General features: G+C 37.8%; 27 protein-coding genes. 19 read left to right on the top strand and 8 right to left on the bottom strand.

The genetic code is table 11. The features are described from left to right. Positions 1 to 56 precede the first annotated feature (56 nt). Complete coding sequence (locus MKL32_RS07750) at positions 57 to 686, bottom strand: alpha/beta hydrolase (protein ID WP_151790513.1); 630 nt, start codon at positions 684 to 686, stop codon at positions 57 to 59. Positions 687 to 810: 124 nt separating this feature from the next. Between MKL32_RS07750 and yaaA the strand changes: the two genes are divergently transcribed. Genes yaaA through MKL32_RS07730 form a run of 4 tightly spaced genes read left to right on the top strand, consistent with a single transcriptional unit; the run spans position 811 to position 3,214 of the window. Further along, positions 811 to 1,593 (top strand): peroxide stress protein YaaA, encoded by a 783-nt coding sequence (yaaA, locus tag MKL32_RS07745; protein ID WP_212388827.1) that lies wholly within the window; start codon positions 811 to 813, stop codon positions 1,591 to 1,593. Between the two features lie 21 nt (positions 1,594 to 1,614). Next, positions 1,615 to 1,878: a hypothetical protein gene (locus MKL32_RS07740; protein WP_136700162.1), complete on the top strand. Its 264-nt coding sequence runs from the start codon at positions 1,615 to 1,617 to the stop codon at positions 1,876 to 1,878. Positions 1,879 to 1,887: 9 nt separating this feature from the next. Further along, a complete protein-coding gene (locus tag MKL32_RS07735) occupies positions 1,888 to 2,508 on the top strand; it encodes an HD domain-containing protein (protein ID WP_212388829.1) in 621 nt (206 codons plus the stop codon). Between the two features lie 13 nt (positions 2,509 to 2,521). Next, positions 2,522 to 3,214: a hypothetical protein gene (locus tag MKL32_RS07730; RefSeq protein WP_212388831.1), complete on the top strand. Its 693-nt coding sequence runs from the start codon at positions 2,522 to 2,524 to the stop codon at positions 3,212 to 3,214. 63 nt (positions 3,215 to 3,277) lie between these two features. Here the strand turns inward: MKL32_RS07730 and MKL32_RS07725 are convergent, their stop codons facing one another. The 5 genes from MKL32_RS07725 to MKL32_RS07705 form a co-directional block, all read right to left on the bottom strand. Next, a complete protein-coding gene (locus tag MKL32_RS07725) occupies positions 3,278 to 4,063 on the bottom strand; it encodes a thiazole synthase (protein WP_004639328.1) in 786 nt (261 codons plus the stop codon). Positions 4,064 to 4,086: 23 nt separating this feature from the next. Then, on the bottom strand, positions 4,087 to 4,284 hold the full coding sequence (thiS, locus tag MKL32_RS07720; RefSeq protein WP_004911577.1) for a sulfur carrier protein ThiS: 198 nt from the start codon (positions 4,282 to 4,284) through the stop codon (positions 4,087 to 4,089). A gap of 9 nt (positions 4,285 to 4,293) precedes the next feature. Continuing rightward, positions 4,294 to 4,659, bottom strand: coding sequence for a DUF423 domain-containing protein (locus MKL32_RS07715; protein WP_005402527.1), 366 nt, complete (start codon positions 4,657 to 4,659; stop codon positions 4,294 to 4,296). Between the two features lie 107 nt (positions 4,660 to 4,766). Further along, complete coding sequence (gene rpoH / locus MKL32_RS07710) at positions 4,767 to 5,636, bottom strand: RNA polymerase sigma factor RpoH (RefSeq protein ID WP_004911572.1); 870 nt, start codon at positions 5,634 to 5,636, stop codon at positions 4,767 to 4,769. A 131-nt stretch (positions 5,637 to 5,767) separates the two neighbouring features. Continuing rightward, a complete protein-coding gene (locus MKL32_RS07705; protein ID WP_004954060.1) occupies positions 5,768 to 6,007 on the bottom strand; it encodes a sulfurtransferase TusA family protein in 240 nt (79 codons plus the stop codon). A 354-nt stretch (positions 6,008 to 6,361) separates the two neighbouring features. On the opposite strand from MKL32_RS07705, the gene MKL32_RS07700 reads away from it, so the two are divergent. The 3 genes from MKL32_RS07700 (at position 6,362) to fba (ending at position 9,070) form a co-directional block, all read left to right on the top strand. Further along, on the top strand, positions 6,362 to 6,574 hold the full coding sequence (locus MKL32_RS07700) for a cold-shock protein (protein ID WP_004911569.1): 213 nt from the start codon (positions 6,362 to 6,364) through the stop codon (positions 6,572 to 6,574). 99 nt (positions 6,575 to 6,673) lie between these two features. Further along, the gene (rhlB, locus tag MKL32_RS07695) at positions 6,674 to 7,825 is read left to right on the top strand and encodes an ATP-dependent RNA helicase RhlB (RefSeq protein WP_004911568.1); all 1,152 of its coding nucleotides are present in this window, start codon (positions 6,674 to 6,676) and stop codon (positions 7,823 to 7,825) included. Positions 7,826 to 8,032: 207 nt separating this feature from the next. Further along, entirely contained in the window at positions 8,033 to 9,070 is a 1,038-nt protein-coding gene (fba, locus tag MKL32_RS07690) for a class II fructose-bisphosphate aldolase (RefSeq protein WP_004954063.1), read from the top strand. A gap of 96 nt (positions 9,071 to 9,166) precedes the next feature. Here the strand turns inward: fba and MKL32_RS07685 are convergent, their stop codons facing one another. Both MKL32_RS07685 and MKL32_RS07680 read right to left on the bottom strand, forming a co-directional pair. Next, positions 9,167 to 10,480 carry a peptidylprolyl isomerase gene (locus tag MKL32_RS07685; protein ID WP_151790375.1) on the bottom strand — a complete coding sequence of 438 codons (1,314 nt, stop codon included), beginning with the start codon at positions 10,478 to 10,480 and terminating at the stop codon, positions 9,167 to 9,169. Then, positions 10,480 to 12,942: an LPS-assembly protein LptD gene (locus tag MKL32_RS07680; RefSeq protein WP_005402529.1), complete on the bottom strand. Its 2,463-nt coding sequence runs from the start codon at positions 12,940 to 12,942 to the stop codon at positions 10,480 to 10,482. Before MKL32_RS07680 ends, MKL32_RS07685 begins: the two co-directional genes overlap by 1 nt. A gap of 118 nt (positions 12,943 to 13,060) precedes the next feature. On the opposite strand from MKL32_RS07680, the gene MKL32_RS07675 reads away from it, so the two are divergent. The 12 genes from MKL32_RS07675 (at position 13,061) to MKL32_RS07620 (ending at position 23,717) form a co-directional block, all read left to right on the top strand. Beyond that, a complete protein-coding gene (locus MKL32_RS07675; protein ID WP_004962229.1) occupies positions 13,061 to 14,074 on the top strand; it encodes an aminoglycoside phosphotransferase family protein in 1,014 nt (337 codons plus the stop codon). Continuing rightward, positions 14,074 to 14,763, top strand: coding sequence for an N-acetylmuramate alpha-1-phosphate uridylyltransferase MurU (gene murU / locus MKL32_RS07670; protein ID WP_005402531.1), 690 nt, complete (start codon positions 14,074 to 14,076; stop codon positions 14,761 to 14,763). The genes MKL32_RS07675 and murU overlap by 1 nt, the downstream gene beginning before the upstream one ends. Before the next feature lie 172 nt (positions 14,764 to 14,935). After that, positions 14,936 to 15,568 (top strand): 16S rRNA (guanine(527)-N(7))-methyltransferase RsmG, encoded by a 633-nt coding sequence (gene rsmG, locus MKL32_RS07665; RefSeq protein WP_005402532.1) that lies wholly within the window; start codon positions 14,936 to 14,938, stop codon positions 15,566 to 15,568. A gap of 20 nt (positions 15,569 to 15,588) precedes the next feature. Then, the gene (locus MKL32_RS07660) at positions 15,589 to 16,371 is read left to right on the top strand and encodes a ParA family protein (RefSeq protein WP_004911554.1); all 783 of its coding nucleotides are present in this window, start codon (positions 15,589 to 15,591) and stop codon (positions 16,369 to 16,371) included. Continuing rightward, positions 16,368 to 17,255, top strand: coding sequence for a ParB/RepB/Spo0J family partition protein (locus MKL32_RS07655; protein WP_270900373.1), 888 nt, complete (start codon positions 16,368 to 16,370; stop codon positions 17,253 to 17,255). Before MKL32_RS07660 ends, MKL32_RS07655 begins: the two co-directional genes overlap by 4 nt. Positions 17,256 to 17,301: 46 nt before the next feature. Next, positions 17,302 to 17,931 (top strand): MotA/TolQ/ExbB proton channel family protein, encoded by a 630-nt coding sequence (locus tag MKL32_RS07650; RefSeq protein WP_042891015.1) that lies wholly within the window; start codon positions 17,302 to 17,304, stop codon positions 17,929 to 17,931. A gap of 14 nt (positions 17,932 to 17,945) precedes the next feature. Further along, the gene (locus MKL32_RS07645) at positions 17,946 to 18,374 is read left to right on the top strand and encodes an ExbD/TolR family protein (protein ID WP_270900372.1); all 429 of its coding nucleotides are present in this window, start codon (positions 17,946 to 17,948) and stop codon (positions 18,372 to 18,374) included. Then, positions 18,371 to 20,098: a lipid A export permease/ATP-binding protein MsbA gene (gene msbA / locus MKL32_RS07640; protein WP_042891017.1), complete on the top strand. Its 1,728-nt coding sequence runs from the start codon at positions 18,371 to 18,373 to the stop codon at positions 20,096 to 20,098. Before MKL32_RS07645 ends, msbA begins: the two co-directional genes overlap by 4 nt. A gap of 2 nt (positions 20,099 to 20,100) precedes the next feature. After that, positions 20,101 to 21,108, top strand: coding sequence for a tetraacyldisaccharide 4'-kinase (lpxK, locus tag MKL32_RS07635; protein WP_005402537.1), 1,008 nt, complete (start codon positions 20,101 to 20,103; stop codon positions 21,106 to 21,108). A 9-nt stretch (positions 21,109 to 21,117) separates the two neighbouring features. Continuing rightward, positions 21,118 to 21,879 carry a 3-deoxy-manno-octulosonate cytidylyltransferase gene (gene kdsB / locus MKL32_RS07630; protein WP_004962209.1) on the top strand — a complete coding sequence of 254 codons (762 nt, stop codon included), beginning with the start codon at positions 21,118 to 21,120 and terminating at the stop codon, positions 21,877 to 21,879. A gap of 1 nt (position 21,880) precedes the next feature. After that, positions 21,881 to 22,867, top strand: coding sequence for a DNA polymerase III subunit delta' (locus MKL32_RS07625; RefSeq protein WP_005402538.1), 987 nt, complete (start codon positions 21,881 to 21,883; stop codon positions 22,865 to 22,867). A gap of 103 nt (positions 22,868 to 22,970) precedes the next feature. Then, a complete protein-coding gene (locus MKL32_RS07620; RefSeq protein ID WP_004912080.1) occupies positions 22,971 to 23,717 on the top strand; it encodes an IS5 family transposase in 747 nt (248 codons plus the stop codon). The last annotated feature ends 35 nt before the right edge of the window (positions 23,718 to 23,752 follow it).

Below are 23,752 nucleotides of genomic sequence, written 5' to 3'. Positions count from 1 at the left end.
ATAACAGACATTGGATTCAAAAGGCGTATATTTTTTTTAGTAATTTGTTGTTAAGTCTAAAGTTTTAAAAAACGAGTGATAATTTGACGCAACTGTTTTAGATAACCAGTAAAGAAATGATTGGCACCTGGCAGAATCGTGATTGGATGTTTTTGTGGTTTTGCCCATGCGATCATATCAGAGAGCAGGGTGATGTCATCTTGCTCGCCATGTACGAATAAAATATCGCCGTCAATTGCAGGGGTTTTATAATGACGTAAATCCACTACTGAGCCAGTTGGTAGTCCGCAGAGCACTAATTGTTTTGGACGTAACTCTTCACTGAGTTGTGCTTGGCATTTTGCGAGTACATGCGAACCGAAGCTAAAACCGCCTGCATAGAAAGTTAAACCTGCATGTTTAGCACGGGCATATTCAATCACAGCCATAATATCATCAGTTTCGCCATGACCTTGATCATGAATACCTTCACTGCCAGCCAAACCACGGAAGCTAGGGCGATAAACGACACAACCCATTTCATTAAAAATCTGAGCCAGTAAAACAGGGACTTTATGATGTGGTGTACCACCTTGCAAAGGATGTGGATGGCAGACGACAGCAAAACCTGTGATTTCTCCTTGGGGCTGATCAACAAATATTTCGATTTGACCAACAGGACCTTGGATGAATACTTGCTCAGACATAAGATACGCAATGGATAATGGAAGAATCCACTATTTTACCGATAAAACTGAACGAGAACACGAATTGGCATTAAAAATTATCAACTGATATAGTTTCACCAAGATAAATTTATTCTGATTGATTATGCTTGCTTTAATTTCTCCAGCGAAAACACTAGATTATGAAACTGCTTTACCGACTGACACATATACACAGCCTCGTTTATTAGAGCAATCACAACAATTGATAGATGTATGTCGCAAACTTTCGGCAACAGAAATTGCATCGTTAATGACCGTGAGTGAAAAAATCGCCAATTTAAATGTAGAGCGTTTTCGTGATTGGAATGCGGAATTTGATTTTTCTAATGCACGCCAAGCTTTATTTGCATTTAAAGGTGACGTGTATACAGGTCTAGATGCTTATCACTTAAAAGATCAAGATATTGATTTTGCCCAACAGCATTTGCGCATGTTGTCTGGTCTTTATGGTTTGTTACGCCCATTGGATTTGATGATGCCGTATCGTTTAGAAATGGGTACTAAATTAAAGAATAGCCGTGGAAATAATTTATATGAGTTTTGGGGCAGCATTATCACTGATCAAATTAACCAAGATTTAGCTGAAATTGATGCAAAAGTATTGGTAAATTTAGCCTCTGATGAATATTATAAATCTGTGAATGAAAAGAAAATTCAGGCAGAAATTATCAAGCCTGTATTCTTGGATCAGAAGAACGGGAAATATAAAGTCATTAGTTTCTATGCGAAAAAAGCGCGTGGTCTGATGGCGAGATACTTGATTGAAAATAAATTAAGCCAAGTAGAACAATTAAAAGCATTTGATAGTGAAGGGTATTACTTTGATGCTGAAAGTTCATCAAATAAAGAGCTAGTTTTTAAGCGAGATGAACAGCACGCAGCTTAGATTTGCCTTGGGCGGGATGGGATGTTAACCAAAGAACATTTGTTGAAAAATGCTATATCGCTTGATCAAGTTCGAATCAAAGGGCATCTGACAGAACCTCGGAGTTATGGGGTGTATGCACTGCCTTTAGATCGTGATGGTACTCGGCGCTTTCGATTTGGTAATCACCCTGTACGTCAGCAGGAACTAAAACATGAGTTTGGTTCCTGCACTTTGTATCAGCTCTTTCTTGAGCGTAAGGATGCAGAGTCATTAGCAAAGTGGCTTAATAAGGTAATCCAATAAGGATGAGTAATGCAGCAATATTTAACTGTATTAGAAAATTCTTGGTTTGAGCTGCATAGGCATTATCATTTTTCTGAACCGCAGAAATTTTTTAACAAGTTGATTGCTGCTTATAGTGAAAAGCAGCGGGCTTATCATACGCTGATACATTTGTATGAATGTATAGTTCTAGTTGACTCGCTTCGAGCTGATTTAAATGATGCACATGCGGTTGCATTGGCGCTCTGGTTCCATGATGCAGTTTATGATCCCCAAGCAAAAGACAACGAACTAAAAAGTGCTGAGCTATTCGAGCACTATTTGTCTCAAGATTTGTCAGCAGATGATGTTCAGAAGATAAAGCGGTGGATTATTGCGACGCAAAAGCATGAAGCAACGAATGAGCGAGATTTACAGTTTTTACTTGATATTGACTTAGCGATTCTAGCGGCTTCACCAGAGCGTTTCGATGAATATGAGCAGCAGATTCAACAGGAATATACTTGGGTAGATCCAGATGTTTATTCGATTAAAAGAAAACAAGTTCTAGCGCATTTTTATCAGACTGAACCGTTGTATCAAACGGAGTATTTTCAACAGAATTTAGAGCAAAGAGCGAAGCAAAATTTAAATCGAATATTAAACATTTAGAGTTGAGAGAATCATGCACCAGCTAATTCAAACATTGAAAGAGCTAGCGAAACAGCATCCGTTAGAAAAATATTTTATATGGGAGTTGCCAGAAAGTAATCCATTACCAATCCCTGTGCATCTTACCTCTATATTTGAGCAAAATATTTATTTAAAACATAATTTCAATTCTTTATTGAATTCAGATGATTTAGCTGGTCGGTACTGGTTGATTCAAGAGTGGGGAGGTATACGTTCTTTTAAGCAAAATCCTAAAAATGACCTGTTATTGCTTCAATTTGAAAGTGAACTTACAAAAGGTGCTTTAACAAGAACTACTTTTTCAGTGATCTCTTCTTTATCAAAAGTAGCATCATTTATGGATCATCAGGCTTATGCAGTTTATGATTCCAGAGTCATTTATTCTTTAAACTGGTTGTTGTTTAAATATTCAACATTAAAGGAATTTTATCCTCAGCCCGTCGGAAGGAATGCTGATATAACTCAATATGAACTTAATACGATTTTTAATTTGTTTGATGGTCCTGTGAACTATAAAACTCATAACATTGCTTATCATGATTATTGTCAATTAATGAAAAAATTATCGATGGAAGTGTATGTTAAGAGTGAGCCGTATTGGGCTGAAATGCTTTTGTTTATCCTTGCACCAAAATATATTGTGAATGATATAAAAAGCTCATTACAGATAACATTAAAATGCTAGAAAGAAATGAGTGTTTTGGCGATTAAAAAAGGGAGCAAATAGCTCCCTTTGCTTTTTCTTTTCTTACTTAAAGAAATAACCTGTCTCAGGCGAGCTGGCATTCGCCATACGCTTACGCGGCATACGACCCGCCAAGAATGCTTCACGACCTGCTTCAACGGCTTTTTTCATGGCAGAAGCCATTAAAATTGGATTTTGAGCCGCAGCAATCGCCGTGTTCATCAGTACGCCGTCACAGCCAAGTTCCATTGCAATAGCAGCATCACTGGCAGTACCCACACCAGCATCCACCAGCACAGGAACTTTAGCGTTTTCTTTGATGATTGAAATGGTATGTGGATTCAAAATACCAAGACCAGAACCAATTAAACTACCCAAAGGCATGATCGCAACACACCCCATACTTTCAAGTTCTTGTGCAACAATCGGATCATCCGAGGTGTAGACCATGATCTCAAAACCATCATCTATCAGGGTTTGCGCTGCTTTAAGTGTTGCAGTTACATTTGGATATAAGGTTTTTTCATCACCGAGTACTTCTAGCTTTACCAGATTGTGACCATCAAGTAGTTCACGAGCCAGCATACAGGTGCGAATTGCGCTATCTGCATCAAAACAGCCAGCAGTATTCGGCAAAATTGTATATTTTTCAGGTGGAATGACTGAGAGTAAATTTGGTTGATCGGCATGTTGACCAATGTTTACGCGGCGAATTGCAACGGTCACAATTTCAGCGCCACTCGCTTGAATCGCTAAATCAGTTTCATTGAGATCTTTATATTTACCAGTTCCGACCAGTAGACGAGATTGGAAAGTACGTGAACCAATAATTAAAGGGGAATCTTGCATGGGCTTACTCCATTTTTAGCCGATTAACCGCCACCAACAGCTTGAATAATTTCAATACGATCTTCTGGAGCAATTGTTGTTTGCTCAAGTCTACTTTTTGGAATAATCTGTTGGTTCTTCTCTACGGCAAAGCGTTTGCCTTCAAGTGCCAAGCTTTGAATCAATTGCTGTAGATTTTCACATGACGTGTCTGTTGACTCGCCGTTTAAATAGATATGCATGATAAATCCTTATTTCGCATGTTTGATCGCATACCATGCGAGTAATAGCCAACCTGCAATCATAAATGCACCACCAATCGGAGTGATTGCACCTAATATTCGAGGTAAACTAAGCGACATAATGTATAACGAACCGCAGAAAAATATGATGCCAATTTGAATCAAAATAAAAGGAATTTTTATTGGGAATGTTGGTGTGGTTTTTTTGAGTACAGCTAAAATGAGTAAACCTAGAGCATGGTAGAAAAAATATTGCGTTGCAGTGCTCCACCAAGCGAGTTGCTCTACTGTAGCAATAGATTTAAGCCCATGAGCACCAAAAGCACCTAACATAACTGCAAGTGCAAGATTAAGCGCAGAAATTGCTATCCACATAATGAAAATGGAACTGGAAAATTGATGAACAAAGTTAACATATTCGAAGCTTTTAACAAAGCTGGATAAAACAAAAGGGCATTGTCGCCCTTGTGTTTGTTCTGAATTTAACTTGCTGACATCGCAATTTTAATTTTTTCCATTGCATTCTTTTCAAGCTGGCGAATACGTTCAGCAGAAACATTATATTCAGCAGCCAATTCATGCAAAGTTGATTTGTCATCGTCTAACCAACGACGCTGTAAAATATTACGAGAACGATCATCAAGTTGATCCATGGCCTCATGTAATGCAGAAGTACTTTGTTCTTCGTAATCTTCTTCTTCAATTAGGCGTGCAGGGTCGTAACGATTATCTTCTAGATAAAGTGCAGGCGCGGTGTGTGGTGTATCATCGTCATCATCACCTTGCGCTTCAAAAGCAGCATCGTAAGCGGTTAAACGACCTTCCATTTCGAGCACTTGCTCAGGAGTCACATTCAAATCATTTGCAATTGATTGAGCTTCTTCTAAAGTCAAACGTTTACTTGATTTTTTAAGACTACGCAAATTGAAAAATAATTTACGTTGAGCTTTCGTAGTAGCAATTTTAACAATTCGCCAGTTACGAATAACATATTCATGAATTTCGGCTTTAATCCAATGCACAGCAAAAGAAACTAAGCGCACACCCATATTAGGATCGAAGCGCTTAACAGCTTTCATTAATCCGAGGTTACCTTCTTGAATGAGATCACCTTGTGGTAATCCGTAACCTGCATAGCTGCGTGCAATATGTACGACAAAGCGTAAGTGTGACATTACCAAAAGTTTGGCAGCATCAAGGTCTTGGTCATAATAATAACGTTCAGCAAGTTCTTTCTCTTGCTCTGCCGTTAAAATAGGAATTTGATTGACAGTACTGATATATGCACCAAGGTTAACGCCTGGCGCAGACAATGACAGGGGCATCAATTGATTGCTGCTGTCAGTAGTCATGGAGTCTCCTTATAGGATGGTATTAAAGTCAATAATTTCATCTTAATGCGAATGTTCTTCATCACTAAGGAAATTTGAGTATAGAAATGTAAATATTTCAATTTTATCTTTACCGAGAGTTTATCAAAGAATCAAATAGATTCAATTAAATAGTGAAATTCTCGGTCTGAAATTTTCTGTGTTTGACATTGAAGTTGTTGAATTTGGCAATATCGTGTTACATCAATTTCACTATGCGGGTCTGATGATTTTAAAAGATATTGCTTTGATCCTGATGACTTCTTAATAGCGCGTTTCAACATCAAAAGTGGCATAGGGCAAGGTTGTCCTAGCGCATCAATTATTTCGGGCGAGCCTTCAATTTGAGACATAGTAATAAACAAAGCTTAATTGAAAATTATCTTAACAAATTTTCACTATTTTACACGGAAAATTTTTAGCAAAAAAAGCGCTAAATGGTTGAATAAAACAGATAGAGTGCTAGGAAATTACTAAAAATAAATCTATTAATTGGAATAAACCCGTGTTAAGCTCGATGCGTTTTAGAAAGTGTTTAATATAAATTTCTTGTATTAAACCCTATAACAAATGGATGTAACCGGAAATTGTTGATAGTTTTACAGAATGATTACAAGCTTTAAAATTATAAATATTTTAAAACCTTGTTGGCTCTGCTGTTTGCAACACCGGAAGGTCCTTATCTTTCAATATCTGAGGATTGACTTATGACAGCTCGTGAACAAGGCGTAGTAAAGTGGTTTAACGACACTAAAGGCTTTGGTTTTATTCAGCGTAATGGTGGTGATGACGTATTTGTTCATTTCCGCGCAATTGTAGGCGAAGGTCACCGTTCATTACGTGACGGCCAACGCGTAGAATTCAGCGTAGTTCAAGGACAAAAAGGTTTCCAAGCTGAAAACGTTCAGCCTTTAGACTAATTTGTTGCTTTAACGCAATAAAAAACGCTCCAATGTTATTTGGGGCGTTTTTGTTTATAATAGCCACTTTCTTTAGTCATTGATGGTTCGAGAGCATATATGACGTCTGGTTTTGAAACCTTAAATTTACATCCGCAGTTGAAAAAAGCCATTGATGCTTTGGGGTTCACACAAATGACTCCTATTCAACAAAAGGTTTTAAAATATACATTAGCAGGGCATGATGCCATTGGTCGAGCACAGACAGGGACGGGTAAAACAGCTGCCTTTCTAATCAGTGTGATTAATGATTTATTAACCAATCCAGTACAAGAGCAACGTTTTCGTGGTGAACCACGAGCATTAATCTTAGCTCCTACTCGTGAGCTTGCATTACAGATTGAAAGTGATGCCCAGCATTTGACAAAGTTCACTGATCTACATCTTGTCACTCTATTAGGTGGTGTAGACTTTGAAAAACAAAAGAAAATGTTGGATCGCAACTTTGTTGATATTATTGTTGCAACGCCAGGGCGTTTAATTGATTTTGTTGAACAAAAAGAAGTTTGGTTAGATAAAATTGAATTTTTAGTGATTGATGAAGCTGATCGCTTGCTTGATATGGGATTTATCCCATCAGTAAAACGAATTGTTCGTTTTTCTCCATTCAAAGAGCAACGCCAAACTTTAATGTTTTCAGCAACATTTAGCTATGATGTATTGAATTTGGCAAGACAATGGTTATTTGAACCTGTTACGGTAGAAATTGAACCTGAACAGAAAACCAATAATGATGTCGAGCAACGAGTTTACGTTGTAGAAAACAAAGATAAATATAAATTGCTTCAAGAAATTCTTCGTGAAGAACCTATTGATAAAGTAATGATCTTTGCAAACCGTAGAGATCAGGTTCGTCGATTGTATGATCATTTAAAACGTGATGGTTATAAAGTAGGAATGTTGTCTGGTGAGATTGCACAAGACAAACGATTGAAGATGCTTGATCAGTTTAAACAAGGTAAAAACAATATTATGATTGCGACTGATGTTGCTGGTCGTGGTATTCATGTTGATGGTGTATCGCACGTCATTAACTTTACCTTGCCTGAGCAATCAGATGATTATGTTCATCGTATTGGTCGTACTGGACGTGCAGGTGCTCAAGGTGTAAGTATTAGCTTCTTATCAGAAGATGATGCGTTCTATTTGCCTGAGATTGAAAAGGCGATTGGGAAGAAATTACCCCTTACGCGAATCGAGGGATATTGTTGATTTGATTAAAGCAATTTCAAATTAGAATTTGTTTGTTGAATCATTTAAAAAGCTAAATCATGCGACGATTTAGCTTTTTTTATTTTTTAGTATCTTTTGCTACCCAAATGATACAAAAGATTAAGAATTTTTTTGAAATCCTGTGATTAGTTGCTGAATTGAAACAAATCAACATGTAGAATATGGCGCATTACCTGGGAGGATATTATGGCTCTAATCTCAATGCGCCAGCTCTTGGATCACGCTGCAGAACATAACTACGGCGTACCAGCGTTTAACGTAAACAACTTAGAACAAATGCGTGCAATTATGCTCGCAGCTGATGCAACGAATTCACCTGTAATCGTACAAGCTTCTGCTGGTGCGCGTAAATATGCAGGTGCACCTTTCTTACGTCATCTTATTTTAGCTGCGATTGAAGAATGGCCACATATTCCAGTGGTAATGCATCAAGATCACGGTACAAGCCCTGATGTCTGCCAACGCTCTATCCAGTTGGGCTTTAGCTCAGTGATGATGGATGGTTCTTTGGGAGCTGATGGTAAGACACCAACTTCATATGATTACAATGTTGATGTTACTCGTCGTGTTGTAGCTATGGCTCACGCATGTGGCGTTTCTGTTGAAGGTGAGATTGGTTGCTTAGGTAGCCTTGAAACTGGTATGGCTGGTGAAGAAGATGGTGTTGGCGCTGAGGGCGTATTAGACCATTCTCAATTGCTAACTTCTGTAGAAGAAGCAACACAATTCGTTGCTGATACTGATGTTGACGCTTTAGCGATTGCTGTGGGTACTTCTCATGGTGCATACAAGTTTACTCGTCCACCTACAGGCGATATCTTGGCAATTGATCGAATCAAAGAAATTCATGCTGCACTACCAAACACGCATCTTGTAATGCATGGTTCAAGCTCTGTACCACAAGAGTGGTTGGCGATTATTAACCAATATGGTGGTGATATTAAAGAAACTTACGGTGTGCCAGTAGATCAGCTTGTAGAAGCGATCAAACATGGTGTTCGTAAAATTAATATTGATACCGATTTACGTTTGGCATCTACTGGCGCGATGCGTCGTATGATGGCTGAGAAGCCAAGTGAATTTGATCCACGTAAATTCTTTGGTGAAACAGTTGAAGCAATGAAAGACATCTGTATTGCACGATATGAAGCATTTGGTACGGCTGGTAATGCAGATAAGATTCGCCCAATTTCTTTAGAGAAGATGGTTGATCGTTATAAGTGATTAACTTGTAATTTAAAAAATAGCGGCATTTGCCGCTATTTTTATATTTGTATGAAAAAAATGCCAGCATATAGCTGGCATTTTTTGAGGCAGAATTTATTTTTGCTGCGCTTTTGAGTCTAAATTGACATCTTTAATTTCAACGTAGGCATTGGCGCGAAGCTCACGCATCCAAGTATCTACTTCAGTATCAAATTGACGTTCACCGAGAATCTGACGTGCCATACGTTCTTGTACTTCTTTGGTCATGTCTTGTTGGCGAGTATCCATCACTTGCAGGATGTGCCATCCAAATTGTGTTTGGAATGGTTTGCTAATTTGACCTACAGGAGTATTCTTCATTGTCTGTTCAAATTCAGCAACCATAACGCCCGGGCTAACCCAACCCAAGCTACCTCCATCACGAGCTGAACCTGTATCATTTGAATATGTTGCAGCAAGTGTTGCAAAATCTTCGCCAGCTTTAGCACGATTGTATAGACTATCAATCATTTGTTTAGCACGGTCTAAAGATACAACTTCAGAAGGTTGGATTAAAATATGACGTGTTTGGTATTGATCCACTAAAGCTTTTTGATCATTTTGTTTGCGTTCAAGTAATTTAAGAACGTGGATACCATCACGAACATTAATAAGTTCAGTTGTTTGACCTATTTTCAATGGGGTGATTCGCGCTGCGAGTTCAGTTGGAATTTCAGAAAGTGATCTAAATCCCATGTCTGCGCCATCAACTTTCACAGAAGAAGTTGATAATTTAGAGCTGATTGCTTTTGGATCATCACTACTCGTAAGCGCATTTTTTACTTCTAAGGCAACTTTTTGTGCTTCTGCTGCATTATCTCCTGAGATACGCATATGAATCACATGAGCTTGAGTGCCTAATGCGGCTTGACCTTCAGGTGAATTTAGGAAATTTTCAACATCTAAGTCGCTGATTTTAATTCGCGACATTACTTGTTGTTGACGTAAGCGTCCGATTGCTAAATCTTCAGCAATACGGTTTCTTAAGTTTTCATATGTACCTGGCGCAATTGCGTCTAGTTTTTGTTGGAACGCTTCTAAGGTAGTAGCGCCAGATTGATTTGCCACTTTCAAAACAGCAGCATTTAAACTTTTTTCGTCGGCTTTAATACCGTAACGTTTAACTTGTTCTAATTGAGCTTGTCGGATGATCAACTGATCTAAAACTTGCATCTGTAAGTATTGTTGTGGTGGCACAGTTTTATTTTGTGCTTTAAGTTGATGCTCAGTTTCAGCAATTCCTTGTTCTAAATCACTTTTAAGAATGACACTATTATCCACAATTGCGACAACCTCATCCGTAGGTTGAGCAAAGCTATGCATTGATGAAGAAATTAGGGCGGCTAGAACAGTAGCTCTAAAGATATGTTGAATAGAATTTATCTTCATTAACGTTGTGTCCAAGATTGATTAATTTTGTTGAAACCTAAAACTCTGCTTTCTAAAAGTGAGGCAAGCTTATTATTTAAGGCGCCTAAACCTTTAAGTGTAAACTCAGCCATTACAGCACGCTTTCTACGTACATCAGGAGAATTAGGATCATCTAAATCGTTGTAGTACGAGCGTCCATATACAGAGACAGCCCAACAACAAGACTCATAATTGACGCCAAGTAAATACTCGCGCATCAAATTATTGTCTAAGTCATATTGAGCATGCCCCATAATACGCCAATTATCTTTTACAGGTTGTATAAAGGATGCAACAGCTTGATCATAAGAATCTTGACGGTCTGGAATATCTTTACGATAAAAATAGCCTACATTGTAGAGATTACCTTTATCGCCGACGTAATATGCTTGAAAATCACGTTGTGCGTTTTCACCATTAGACATCCATGCAGAATTGGCAGCTAAGGTGAAGTTCTGATTCAATTGACTCGCTAGGCTAATAATCGGACCTGTTCTTTTTTGCGTGTCGAACTCATCAGGCTCTTCGTTCAGGGTTACACGTCTGTCATTAAAATAATAACTTTGACCTAGACTCGCTCTAATACGCTCTAAGCCTTCTGTATCTAGTAAGCTGTATGTAACACCCAAAGATAAGAAATTATTATCCTCTAAGCGGTCGTGCCCATAAAAGCGGTAAGGGTTAAATAATTGATCATAACTAATAGATGCAGTTGTAGAGTCAAAGTTTGGATGATCATCTTGCTTTTTATAAGGTGAGTAAGCATAGAACGCTCTTGGTGAGATGCTTTGAAGATATTTGCCATCTTTCTCAAAAGTTACACCAGTTGCGAACGTAAATTGCGGCACAACGACAGACTTCTCTAAATCATCGGAAGCCGATAAGCCTAAACCTTCTTTAGTATCTTGATCGTAGAATGTATTAATCGTACGTACGGATAATTCAGGAATAGCGTAGAACCATGATGGTGTTATGTAGTTATAACGAACAGCAAATTGGTTATAGATACGAGTACCACTTGACTCTAAAGCTGAGCCATCATTTATAGACTTTTTAAAATAAGCTGTATCATTATTAAACTCGTATTGTAAACCTTGTGGATTACCTGTTACATAATTGAGAAGGAACTGAGGTAAGCGAGCATAGGGTTTGTCTTTATCCTCAATCGTTTCATCTAGGGTTTGGAAATCTTCGACTTTTAACTGAGTTTTTAAGCCAGGAATGCCATTTTTATAATTCAATTCCCATGCACGGCGTAGGTTTAAATCAGTTTTTGAATTTGGGTTTGAGTTAAAATCAGAAAAATAATCTTTATCTGATGCATGGTTAAATTCTAGGTTCGTAGACCATTGATCTGTGATGTTCCAATTGTGTTCAAAATGTAAGTCATCACGATCTTTGTTGTCGTATTCATTGTCATTTGGTAGATAGCCACCCCAAATACGTCCTGAACCAAAATTCTCAGTCATATATCTAAATTCTGCATCCAACTTTGCTCCACGTTTGCTCATAAAGCTTGGTGTGAGTGTTAGATCATAATTAGGTGCAAGATTAAGATAAACAGGAACGGTAAGTTGAGCACCACCATCATTGCTATAACCAAAATTTGGACTTAAAAGACCAGTGGTGCGCCTATCATCAATTGGGAAATTAAAATAAGGAACAGCTAAGACAGGAACATCTTTTACATATAGTTTAGTTCCTCTAGTCACACCACGACCAGTTTCTTGATTCAGTTCAATTTGTTTAGCCTGAATTTTCCAAGCAGGTTTTTGTTCAGGTGGGCAAGCTGTATAACTAGCATCCTTAAGAATAACCAAATTTTCATTTTGACGTTTGATTTGGCTTGCATAACCATGAGCATGTTGTTGTTCAGAAATATAAAAACTGTTATTTAAGTCGCCAGTTTGGGTTTTTAAGTTGTAATTGATTTGATCGCTTTGGGTGAGTAAACCTGATTGAGCGAGTTGAACTCGACCTTTCGCATTTGCATATGTTTGAGATGAATCTAAAGTAACCTCATCTGCGCGAATATTGCGACCTTCTTGGTCGATAATTACGTCACCTCGTAAAACCGAATCACCATTTGGATTGTAGTGACCATAGTCTGCCGTAATAACAGAGGTGGTGCTATTCGCATCTTTGGGTCTACTTTCAGGGTTGATAGGCGTAATCCATGTACCTTGGCAAAAAGATGAGCTTAAATAGCGATTGTCACGCAATTGAGCTTCTGGTGCTGATTTGTCTACATAGTATTGCTGAAAAAAACTTTCGCCAGGGTAGGTTTCTTGGTCTTTCTGAATTTTGGCTTTGAGTTGAGCATTGTCTAGTGTAGAGACATGAGACGTGTTGGTTGCTGCGAAACCTGATTGAATCGAGCCGCCACACAAGAGTGTCAAAATAGCAGTTGCTAAAGGATTAAATTTAAACTGATGTTTCATTGTCTCATTAACCAGTATGCTAATTCACAATTAATTATTGTCGCATCATAGAGAAAAAGTTGATAAGTGGCTACACTTAAGCTTTCAAAATCTCAGCTAGTTTTAGATTTTATTGCAAATGAATACACAACGTGAACAATTGATACAAACTTGGCTTGAAGCCGTTCTCAAATCTGATCAGTTTGAAATCAACTTTCTTGCTGGAGATGCGAGTTTCCGCCGCTATGCACGAGTTGGGTTACAAAACAAAACATATATGCTCATGGATGCGCCTCCTGAAAAAGAAGATTGCGTTCCGTTTGTGACGATTGATGAGTTCTTTGATGCGAATGGGGTGCGAGTTCCTCATATCGTAGCTAAAGATTTGGAGCAAGGATTATTATTGTTGGAAGATTTTGGTGATGTAGTGTTATCAACATTGTTAAATGATAAAACAGTTGATCAATATTATGCCCAGAGCTTTAAACAACTTATTGAATTGCAGCAAATTGACGGGAAATCTCATTTGCCTGCATATTCATATGAGAAATTAATGACTGAGATGCGTTTGTTAACAGAATGGATGCTACCTTCATTAAATATTCAACCAACAGAACAGCAATTAGAAACAATTGAGCACGCTTTCGATTTTCTTGCGATTGAAGCAACTAATCAACCTCAAGTAATCGTTCATCGTGATTTTCACAGTCGTAATCTGATGAAAATTGAAAATGAGCAAGAACTCGGTGTTATTGATTTCCAAGATGCGGTAATTGGTGCTGATACTTATGATTTAATCTCGATTACACGAGATGCCTATGTACAGTGGAATGCCGAGCGCGTTTATGAATGGTTTGAAGTCTTTTATAACTTGTTGCCAGCAAAAGCGAAAGAAAATCGGAGTTTTGAGCAGTTTAAGCGTGATGCTGATCTTATGGCGATTCAGCGTCATCTTAAAATTTTAGGTATTTTTGTTCGTTTATTCGAGCGTGATGGAAAATCAGGTTATCTAAAAGATCTGCCAAGAGTGATGTGGTATCTGCTTGAAGAAAGTCAAGGTTATGATGAATTGAATGACTTTATGCAATTTATGCGTGAAATCGTTATGCCAAAGTTCATTGCAAAATATGGTGATTATGAGGTTGCTGCATAATGAGAGCTATGATTCTTGCCGCAGGTCTTGGAAATCGTATGCGACCGCTAACGTTGCATACACCAAAACCTTTGCTTGAAGTTGGTGGAAAGCCTTTAATTGTTTGGCATATCGAAAAATTGCAAAAGATAGGTGTCTCTGAAATTGTGATCAATACTGCTTGGTTGGGAGACAAACTTGCGGCTGCGCTTGGAGATGGTTCTCAATTTGGTGTAACTATCTTATGGTCGCATGAGGGTGAGGGACTTGAGACGGCAGGTGGTATTATCAATGCATTGCCTTTATTGGGTGATAAGCCTTTCATTCTAGTCAATGGTGATGTCTGGACAACTATGGATTTCTCTTCATTGCTGAATGTTCATTTAGGTGACAAGCAAGCGCATTTAGTATTGGTTGATAATCCTCCTCAGCATTTGAAAGGTGATTTCATTTTATTGAATGATTTGGCTTATACATTTGAGCAGGAGTCATTGGGTGAAGCATTAACCTATAGTGGTATTGCGGTATTATCACCGAATATGTTTAAAGGTCTGGAGAATGGTAAGAGACCATTAGCACCTTTACTTAAACAGGCAATGTCACAAGAATTAGTTTCAGCTGAGAAAATGCAGGGTATTTGGGTTGATGTTGGTACGCCTGAGCGGTTAGAAGAGCTTGATAATAAAATTAAACAAGGTGAATTTGCCTAAGAAGATATTTGTCGTGCTTTGATGTTGTTGAACCAAGGCAGAAAATTTGATGGATTGTGCAGTTTATCATGAACATAGATGATTAACTGCATAATCGTTCAACAAGTCCTACTGTGTCTTGTATCAGAAATCGGTATACTGCACAGCAAATTTATCGAGATGTTACACTGTCATGCATCATTTTTTTCAAGAATTAAAGCAAGGTAGTCAAGCTTTAGGATTAAACCTCAGCGAAGAGGCTTTAACACTCTTATTAAAATATCAAGATGCGCTAGTATTGTGGAATAAGGCATATAACCTAACAGCAATACGCGACCCTAAAGAAATGCTGGTTAAACATTTATTAGATAGTTTAAGTATCTTGAATGATCTACCAAAAGGGCGTTTATTAGATGTAGGTACAGGTGGTGGAATGCCTGGAATGATTATTGCTTTATGTCAACCAGAACGTGATTGTGTTTTGCTTGATTCAAATGGCAAGAAAATTCGTTTTCTAAAACAGTTTATTGCTGATTTAAATCTGAAAAATGTAATTGCAGTGCAAACACGTGTTGAAAATGAAGACAGTATCAATGAACTTGGTCAGTTCGATGTAATTACAAGTCGAGCATTCGCTTCACTAACTGACTTTGTAGATGCTGCACAGCCATATATGCATGAAAAAAGTATTATTGCAGCAATGAAAGGTTTGATTCCAACTGATGAACTTGATCAATTAAAAGGTCAATATCAGTCTCAGATTGTCGAATTGAAAGTACCAAGATTAGATGAACAACGTCATTTGCTTTTGCTTCAACGAATTTAATAAAAATATTAAGGGTAATCATGGCACATATTATTGCAATTGCTAACCAAAAAGGTGGCGTAGGGAAAACAACAACCGCAGTTAATCTTGCTGCTTCTTTGGCGATTTTAAAGAAGCGTGTCTTGTTAGTTGATATGGACTCGCAAGGTAATGCAACAATGGGGTCTGGCGTACAAAAGAATGATCTTTTGTATTCTGTTACTGATGTCTTATTAGGTGAAGTGCCGATCGAAACTGCAATTCAAAAAGCAGAAGTAGGATATAAAGTTTTGGGTGCAAACCGTGAGCTTGCAGGAGTAGAGCTAGCAATCGCTGAGCAAGAAGGTCGTGAATTTATCCTCAAAAAAGCATTAGAAGAGGTAGATTCAGCTTTTGATTACATTATTGTGGATTGTGCTCCAAGTCTAAGCTTGATTACTGTAAATGCACTTGCAGCAGTGAATGGTGTGATCATTCCGATGCAGTGTGAGTACTATGCTTTAGAAGGCCTTGCAGACCTCACGCAAACCATCGACCGTATACAAAAAGCACTCAATCCAAACTTGGAAATCATTGGTGTGTTACGTACCATGTATGATGCAAGAAATGCGTTAACACGTGATGTATCTTCTGAGCTTGAGCAATATTTTGGTAAAAAGCTCTATGATACGGTTATCCCTCGTAATATTCGTTTGGCTGAAGCGCCAGCACATGGTTTACCTGTGATCTATTTTGAAAAGAGTTCTAAAGGTGCCGTTGCATATTTAAATTTGGCAGCGGAAATGCTTAAAAAAAGTAAAGTGAAAAAAGGAAGTGCTGTATGAGCATCAAAAAACGCGGATTGGCTAAAGGTCGTGGTTTAGATGCGTTGCTAGGTTCGATTCAAAAAGAAAAACTGCAACTAGAAGCACAAGCCTTGGATCATGGTCAACTCAAGCAAATTGATGTTAACTCGTTAAAGCGTGGAGAATATCAACCACGTCGTTTTATTCAAGAACAGGATTTACAAGAGCTTGCATCATCGATTGAAAAACATGGTGTAATGCAGCCTATCGTGATTCGTCTTGTGGATGATGAACAACATCCATATGAAATTATTGCGGGTGAGCGACGTTGGCGTGCTGCAATTATGGCGGGATTAACTGAAATTCCTGCAATTGTAAGAGAGTTGAATGATCAGGTCGCGATAGCATTAGCCTTAATTGAAAATATTCAACGCCAGGATTTAAATCCTATTGATCAAGCACTTGCATTGCAACGTTTTCATGATGAATTTGGTTTAAGTCACCAAGAAATTGCAGATACTGTTGGTAAAGCACGTACTACAGTTAGTAATTTGTTGCGCTTATTAAGTTTAGCAGACCCAATTAAAGATTATATGCAACAAGGTCAGATTGATATGGGGCATGCCCGTGCAATTTTGACTTTAAAGACTAAAGAACAAATTGAAGTTGCAAAAATCGTGATTGAAAAAGGTTTGTCAGTGCGTCAAACTGAGCAATTGGTTCGTGAGTGGAGTGAGCCAAAACCAGAAAAGGAGAAAGTGAAAATTTCTCCAGATATTGAACAATTAACTCAAAAGCTATCTGAACGCTTTGGTGCGAATGTCAAAATTGACCATAACCAACAAGGAAAAGGGAAAATGGTCATTCACTATCACTCATTGGATGAGTTGGATGGGATTCTAAATATTTGTTTGCCTAACTAATATTTAGGATTCGTCCTAATTATTTTAAATATTATTGGGGAATAATATGTGGGAACTGGTAAAAGCGGGCGGTTGGTTAATGCTGCCGCTTATTCTCTCATCAATTTTTACGGTTGCAATCACAATTGAACGCTACATTCGTTTGAAACGTTCTCAAGTATTACCTAGAGATTTATTTGTAAATGGTTCTAATGCTGAGACTGTAATTTCAAATTTACAGCAAGAGCAAGCAAAGAAATCACCTTTAGGACGTATTCTACTTGCTGGGTACGAACACAAAGAACAGGGTGAACAATTTGCGCGTGCGCAAATGGAGGCGGCAGCTTCACAAGAAATTTCTTTCTTAGAGAAGAACATCAATTTCTTGGGTACATTGAGCGCAATAGCCCCTTTATTGGGTTTGCTTGGTACGGTTTTAGGTATTATTGAATCTTTCTTGGTGATTGATGTGGGATCAGCAGGAAATGCAAGTATGATGATGCCTGGTATTTCTAAAGCCTTAATCACAACGGCTGTTGGTATGTTAATTGCTATTCCAGCGATGATTGCTTATAGATACTTTCAACGTGTTGTACACGAATATACTGCTGAGTTAGAACAACAATCTACCTTGTTCCATGCTGCACTTTTCTACAAAAAAGTACCACATGTACAAGAACATCGCCTTGCAAGCTAAGCATAGGTGATCTAATGAAATTTAAACGTTCTCAAGTTGAAGATATTCATATCAATTTGACACCAATGATTGACTGTATGTTATTTATTTTGGTGTTTTTATTACTTTCGACGACATTTAGTCAGCAAAGTCGTATAAATCTAACTTTGCCCGATGCTCAAGGTGTACCGCCTAAACAATTCGATCAAAAAATTGAAATCATGGTAGACTCCACAGGCCATTATTCCGTGAATGGTCAAGCATTATCGACAAAAGATACAGCTGATCTCAGTACAGCTATTAAGCAAGTTGCACAAGAACGTCGCGACTTTATCTTTATCATCGCTGCTGATGCTAAAGCCGCCCATCAGGATGTAATACGTGTGATGGATGTTGCAGGTCAGCTTGGATTTGTTAACGTTAACATTAGCACTAAAGTTCCAACTAGAGGTTTCACCGAGTGAATCAAGATTTTAAGGTTTATTTACGCCTTTTAGCTTATCTAAAATCTTATTGGGGTATTGCCTTATTCGTATTACTTGGTTTTGGTATCAATGCGGCTACCGAAGTCTCGGTAGCCAAATTGCTGAAGTTTATTATTGATGCAATTCAAAATGGAAGCAGAGAAAACCTAAATCTGTTTCCTGCATTGATCGTGTTGTTAATGTTCTTTAGAGGTGTTGGATTATTCTTAGGTGGATATTTTACCGCTGTAATCTCAAGACGTTTGGTTTTTAGTATTCGCCAAGAGGTTTATGCGAAGCTGCTTAGATTGCCTGCACAATATTATTTAGATAATACCTCTGGTCATATTAGTGCAAAATTAATGTATAACGTGCAGCAATTAACAGCTGCATCCTCTGATTCTTTACAGACATTAGTCAAAGATGGCCTGATTGTCATAGGTTTATTAAGTTATTTGTTTTATACCAACTGGCGCTTAACGATGTGTATTATCGTTTTTATGCCAGTGATTGGTATTTTAGTTCGTGTAGCAGCAAAGCGCATGAGAAAGCTTTCGATACAAGTACAAAATACCATGGGTGATGTCAATCATGTGGTTCAAGAAACCATCAATGGTAATTCTGTAGTTAAAAGTTTTACTGGTGAAGCTTTTGAGCAACAACGCTTCTATAAGTCATCTGAAGAAAACCTTCGTCGTGGTTTGAAGATGGTGGTTGTTCAGAATATCAATAGTCCAGTGGTGCAACTGATTTTGTCTTGTGCAATGGCAATCATTTTATGGTTAGCTTTGCGCCCGCAGGTTTTTGGTGACACATCCGCTGGCGAATTCGTCTCTTATATCACCGCTGCTGGTTTAATATCTAAGCCCGTAAAAAACTTAACTGACATCAATGAAAAACTTCAGCGCGGTTTAGCTGCAGCACATTCGGTTTTTGAATTATTGGATTTACCTGAAGAAGAAAATAAAGGGCAATTGAAGCCTCAATTGAAAGGTAATATTCGATTTGATCAAGCTTGCTTGGAATATTCTGATGGTACCAAAGCCATTAAAGATTTCTCTTTAAATATTCAAGCTGGTCAAACTATTGCACTCGTGGGGCGGTCAGGGGCTGGTAAAACCTCATTGGTAAACATGTTGCCGCGTTTCCAAGAGTTAAGTAGTGGCGGTATATATTTTGATGATATTCCTGTTCAAGAAATCGAGTTGCTGTGTTTAAGATCGCAAATTGCAATGGTGAACCAACAAGTCGTTCTGTTTAATCGTTCAGTGCGTGACAATATCGCCTACGGACAATTGCAAAATGCTAGTGATGAGCAAGTGATTGCTGCTGCTAAAGCTGCCTATGCACATGATTTCATCATGAGTTTGCCTCAAGGTTATGACACTATACTTGGTGCTCAAGGTCTGAATTTATCTGGTGGACAACGTCAACGTATTGCGATTGCGAGAGCAATTCTGAAAGATTCGCCAATTCTAATTTTAGATGAGGCAACAAGCGCGCTTGATAACGAATCAGAATACTTTATACAACAAGCCTTTGATGAAGCGATGCAAGGTCGTACCACGATTGTAATTGCTCATCGATTATCTACTGTTGAAAATGCCGATTTGATTGTTGTGATGGATAAAGGACAAATTATCGAGCAAGGAACTCACTTAGAATTGATCGCTAAACAAGGAATGTATTATCAGTTGCATCAGCGCAATTTTGAGGAAAATTAATCATGTCACTGGCACAGACGATTCAGACTGCTTGGAATAACCAAGAGAAATGGCTGATCGTTTTAAGACCTTTGTCATGGCTTTATCGCTTTGCATTTTTGATGAATAAAGCGATGTACACATACAGGCTGAAGAAAATCTATACGGCACCAATCCCAGTTATGGTTATTGGAAATATTACAGTTGGCGGAAGTGGAAAAACTCCTTTGCTAATTCAACTAGTAAAATATTTGCAAAGCAAAGGGTTGTCGGTAGGTGTAATTAGTCGTGGTTATGGAGGGGTTGGTCCATTTCCAGCGCTGGTACATAAAGAGTCATCGCCTGAGATTATTGGTGATGAACCCGCTTTAATTGTTCAATCGACTGGTGTTGCAATGGCAGTTGGTCCAAATAGACAATCTTCTATAGAGTTATTATTGCAGAACTATTCATTGGATTTGATTATTAGTGATGATGGTCTTCAGCACTGGGCTTTAGATCGTCAAATTGAATGGATTGTTTTAGATCAAAATCGTGGTTTAGGGAATGAAAAGCTGTTGCCTGAAGGGTATTTGCGAGAGCCAAAATCACGTCTACAAAATAGTAGTGTGATTGTACATAGCAAACAGCCTCAATCATTGCTCAATATGCATTTGCAAGTGGGTAAGCCTTATTTACTCAGATCTGATAATTTATCTAATCAATTTGATTCGAAGCAAAGCTATCATGCTGTGGTTGGTATTGGTTTTCCTCAGCGTTTTTATCAGACTTTGCAAAATTTAGGAATTGAGCAATTTCAAGCGCATGAGTTTCCGGATCATCATGAATATAAACTGAGTGATCTAAGTTTTCAGAATCAGAATGCGATTATCACAACAGAAAAAGATGCTGTTAAATTAAAAGAAATTTTAATTCAACATCCAGAATTCAATATCCCTATTTGGGTTGTACCCGTAGAAGCCGTTTTATCATCCGATTGTTATGACTTGTTGGAGCAACAATTACAACAAGTTGGTATTCATTTGTCTTAGAGATATACCATGAAACACATTGTCATTCCTGCACGTTTTGCAAGTTCGAGATTACCAGCTAAACCATTATTGCTGATACATGGTCGTCCAATGATTTTACGAGTGGTTGATCAGGCAAAAAAAGTTGAGGGCTTTGATGATTTATGTGTTGCGACAGATGATGAGCGAATTGCCGAGATCTGCCGTGCAGAAGGCGTTGATGTGGTATTGACAAGCCCTGATCATCTATCTGGTACGGATCGTTTAAGTGAAGTAGCTCGTTTAAAAGGATGGGCGGAAGATGACATTATTGTGAATGTTCAGGGTGATGAACCTTTATTACCTGCAAAATTAGTTAAACAGGTTTCACAGCTTCTCGTTGATAATCCAAATTGCTCAATGTCTACGTTGTGCGAGCCAATCAGCGTTTTGGATGAATTTCAGCGAGATAGTATCGTCAAAGTTGTCATGTCAAAACATAATGAAGCATTGTATTTTAGCCGCGCAACTATCCCTTATGATCGTGATGGGGCGAAACAAAAACAGCAATCAATGCATAGCAGTGCTTACCGCCATCTAGGTTTGTATGCCTATCGAGTTAAACTATTACAAGAATATGTAACTTGGGATCAAGGTGTGCTTGAAAAATTAGAAAGTCTTGAGCAACTCAGGGTGCTTGAAAACGGTCATCGCATTGCCATAGCTATTGCTGAAGCAAACCTTCCGCCCGGAGTTGATACTCAGGAAGATTTAGATCGATTAAACTCAATGTCTATCAGTTTCTTTGAATAATATGACAAAAGAAGTTCAAATCTATGAACATTATCCTTGGCATCAGCAAACTTGGGATCTTTTAACCTCGCATTTTCCTGATGTTGGGCATGGTTTATTGTTTTATGGAAAGAAAGGATGTGCTAAACAAGAGTTTACCGATAGATTTGTAGCATGGGTGTTATGTTTAAATAAACAATCTGAAAATGCCTGTGGCGAATGTAGTAGCTGTCAATGGTTAAAGTCGGATACACATCCTAACTATGTTCACATCACAACAGATGAAGATAATAAAAAGCAAAATGCAAAAATTAAGATTGAAAAAATTCGAGATCTTTTACCTTTTGTTCAGCAAACTGGTGAAGGCTGGCGTGTTGTAGTCATTGAACCTGCTGAAGCTTTAAATATAGCTTCATCAAATGCTTTATTAAAAACTTTAGAAGAACCTGGTGAGAAAGTTGTTTTGATCTTGGTTGCAGATCATTATTTGAAATTACCTGCAACTATTCGGAGTCGATTGCAACACTTTGCATTAGATCGCTTAAAAGATGAGGATGCTCAGAATTTTTTGAAAGAAAGAATTTCTGATCTGAAACCACTACAACTGTCTTTGCTACTCAATCTTGCTAATGGAATGCCATTAACTGCAATCGAAATACAAAACAGTGAGTGGTTAGATAAACGAGCATCATTTTTAAAAGATTGGTCTAAGCTTTGTTCTGAAAAGAGTATGCCTTTGCATTATGCTAATAAATGGTCGAAAGAGCTAAGTTTTGCAGATTTTATGGTTATGTTTGAATACTTGTTTGCGGATGTTATTCGTCTAAAGCTAAATCAGCAATTAAAAAATCAAGATTTAGTTTTTGATGATTTGGCTCAAATATATAACTTAGAAACTCTGTTCTCAATTTATTCGGATTTCCAGCAGAAAAAACTAATGTTGGAGCAAAATGTTCAGTCGCAATTAGTTATGGATGAGCTATTTATTCAGCTAATGAATGTTAATTAGTGACGATATTTTTTAAATGCTTATAGGGTGTGTTGACACTTTTAGCTTAAAAAAATAGCGAAGTAGTAAAATCAAATCGCCAAACCTAATTTTACTATTCGCTATGCCTCGTACCATGCTGACAGATCAACACTGGCAAAAGTTGAAAACTATTTTGCGTAATTTATCTATTCATCACAACTCAAATTTACGTAATTTTATTGAAGCTATTCTCTATAGAATTAGAACAGGCTGTCCGTGGCGAGATATTCCTTCCTATTTCGGTCAATCAAACTCTATTTTCAAACGTTTTAATCGTTGGTCAAGCAGCGGTAAGTTGCTTAGATTATTCAAATTATTAGCATCATGCCCCGATATGGAGTGGATTTTTATTGATGGCTCTCACGTACGTGCTCATCAACATTCTGCCGGTATAGCGAATCAATCCATTTCTAAAAGTGTAGGAGGAAACTCCTCAAAAATACATTTGATTGTTGATTCACATGGCAATCCTATTGATTTCATGATTACCGATGGCACTACACATGACATCAAAGTTGCACCTGATTTAATAGCAACATTAGATTTAAAAGAGACAGAAGTGGTATGCGCAGATAAAGGCTATGATTCAGAACCACTGCGTGAGCAGATCAGAAAAACAGGAACAAAAGCGAATATACCAAAGAAAATAAATAGCCAATCGAACAATGATCATATGGACTGGTATTTATATAAAATCAGGCATTTAGTTGAAAATATGTTTTGTAGATTAAAACAATTTAGAGGGATAGCTACTCGATATGACAAGCTCAAAAGAAATTATCAAAGTGCTGTTGCCTTAGCCTGTATATTTTTATGGCTACCTTTATAGGTTTAATTATGAACAGTAAATGTCAACAGACCCTA

This window comes from Acinetobacter sp. AOR34_HL (assembly GCF_027854795.1).
Classification (GTDB): Bacteria; Pseudomonadota; Gammaproteobacteria; order Pseudomonadales; family Moraxellaceae; genus Acinetobacter; species Acinetobacter junii.
This window is presented reverse-complemented; position numbering and strand designations above follow the sequence as displayed.

Bases quoted from the DNA above. Each gene is read 5' to 3' on its own strand.
- MKL32_RS07750 (WP_151790513.1), bottom strand. From the start codon at position 686: ATGTCTGAGCAAGTATTCATCCAAGGTCCTGTTGGTCAAATCGAAATA.
- yaaA (WP_212388827.1), top strand. From the start codon at position 811: ATGCTTGCTTTAATTTCTCCAGCGAAAACACTAGATTATGAAACTGCT.
- MKL32_RS07740 (WP_136700162.1), top strand. From the start codon at position 1,615: ATGTTAACCAAAGAACATTTGTTGAAAAATGCTATATCGCTTGATCAA.
- MKL32_RS07735 (WP_212388829.1), top strand. From the start codon at position 1,888: ATGCAGCAATATTTAACTGTATTAGAAAATTCTTGGTTTGAGCTGCAT.
- MKL32_RS07730 (WP_212388831.1), top strand. From the start codon at position 2,522: ATGCACCAGCTAATTCAAACATTGAAAGAGCTAGCGAAACAGCATCCG.
- MKL32_RS07725 (WP_004639328.1), bottom strand. From the start codon at position 4,063: ATGCAAGATTCCCCTTTAATTATTGGTTCACGTACTTTCCAATCTCGT.
- thiS (WP_004911577.1), bottom strand. From the start codon at position 4,284: ATGCATATCTATTTAAACGGCGAGTCAACAGACACGTCATGTGAAAAT.
- MKL32_RS07715 (WP_005402527.1), bottom strand. From the start codon at position 4,659: ATGTGGATAGCAATTTCTGCGCTTAATCTTGCACTTGCAGTTATGTTA.
- rpoH (WP_004911572.1), bottom strand. From the start codon at position 5,636: ATGACTACTGACAGCAGCAATCAATTGATGCCCCTGTCATTGTCTGCG.
- MKL32_RS07705 (WP_004954060.1), bottom strand. From the start codon at position 6,007: ATGTCTCAAATTGAAGGCTCGCCCGAAATAATTGATGCGCTAGGACAA.
- MKL32_RS07700 (WP_004911569.1), top strand. From the start codon at position 6,362: ATGACAGCTCGTGAACAAGGCGTAGTAAAGTGGTTTAACGACACTAAA.
- rhlB (WP_004911568.1), top strand. From the start codon at position 6,674: ATGACGTCTGGTTTTGAAACCTTAAATTTACATCCGCAGTTGAAAAAA.
- fba (WP_004954063.1), top strand. From the start codon at position 8,033: ATGGCTCTAATCTCAATGCGCCAGCTCTTGGATCACGCTGCAGAACAT.
- MKL32_RS07685 (WP_151790375.1), bottom strand. From the start codon at position 10,480: ATGAAGATAAATTCTATTCAACATATCTTTAGAGCTACTGTTCTAGCC.
- MKL32_RS07680 (WP_005402529.1), bottom strand. From the start codon at position 12,942: ATGAAACATCAGTTTAAATTTAATCCTTTAGCAACTGCTATTTTGACA.
- MKL32_RS07675 (WP_004962229.1), top strand. From the start codon at position 13,061: ATGAATACACAACGTGAACAATTGATACAAACTTGGCTTGAAGCCGTT.
- murU (WP_005402531.1), top strand. From the start codon at position 14,074: ATGAGAGCTATGATTCTTGCCGCAGGTCTTGGAAATCGTATGCGACCG.
- rsmG (WP_005402532.1), top strand. From the start codon at position 14,936: ATGCATCATTTTTTTCAAGAATTAAAGCAAGGTAGTCAAGCTTTAGGA.
- MKL32_RS07660 (WP_004911554.1), top strand. From the start codon at position 15,589: ATGGCACATATTATTGCAATTGCTAACCAAAAAGGTGGCGTAGGGAAA.
- MKL32_RS07655 (WP_270900373.1), top strand. From the start codon at position 16,368: ATGAGCATCAAAAAACGCGGATTGGCTAAAGGTCGTGGTTTAGATGCG.
- MKL32_RS07650 (WP_042891015.1), top strand. From the start codon at position 17,302: ATGTGGGAACTGGTAAAAGCGGGCGGTTGGTTAATGCTGCCGCTTATT.
- MKL32_RS07645 (WP_270900372.1), top strand. From the start codon at position 17,946: ATGAAATTTAAACGTTCTCAAGTTGAAGATATTCATATCAATTTGACA.
- lpxK (WP_005402537.1), top strand. From the start codon at position 20,101: ATGTCACTGGCACAGACGATTCAGACTGCTTGGAATAACCAAGAGAAA.
- kdsB (WP_004962209.1), top strand. From the start codon at position 21,118: ATGAAACACATTGTCATTCCTGCACGTTTTGCAAGTTCGAGATTACCA.
- MKL32_RS07625 (WP_005402538.1), top strand. From the start codon at position 21,881: ATGACAAAAGAAGTTCAAATCTATGAACATTATCCTTGGCATCAGCAA.
- MKL32_RS07620 (WP_004912080.1), top strand. From the start codon at position 22,971: ATGCCTCGTACCATGCTGACAGATCAACACTGGCAAAAGTTGAAAACT.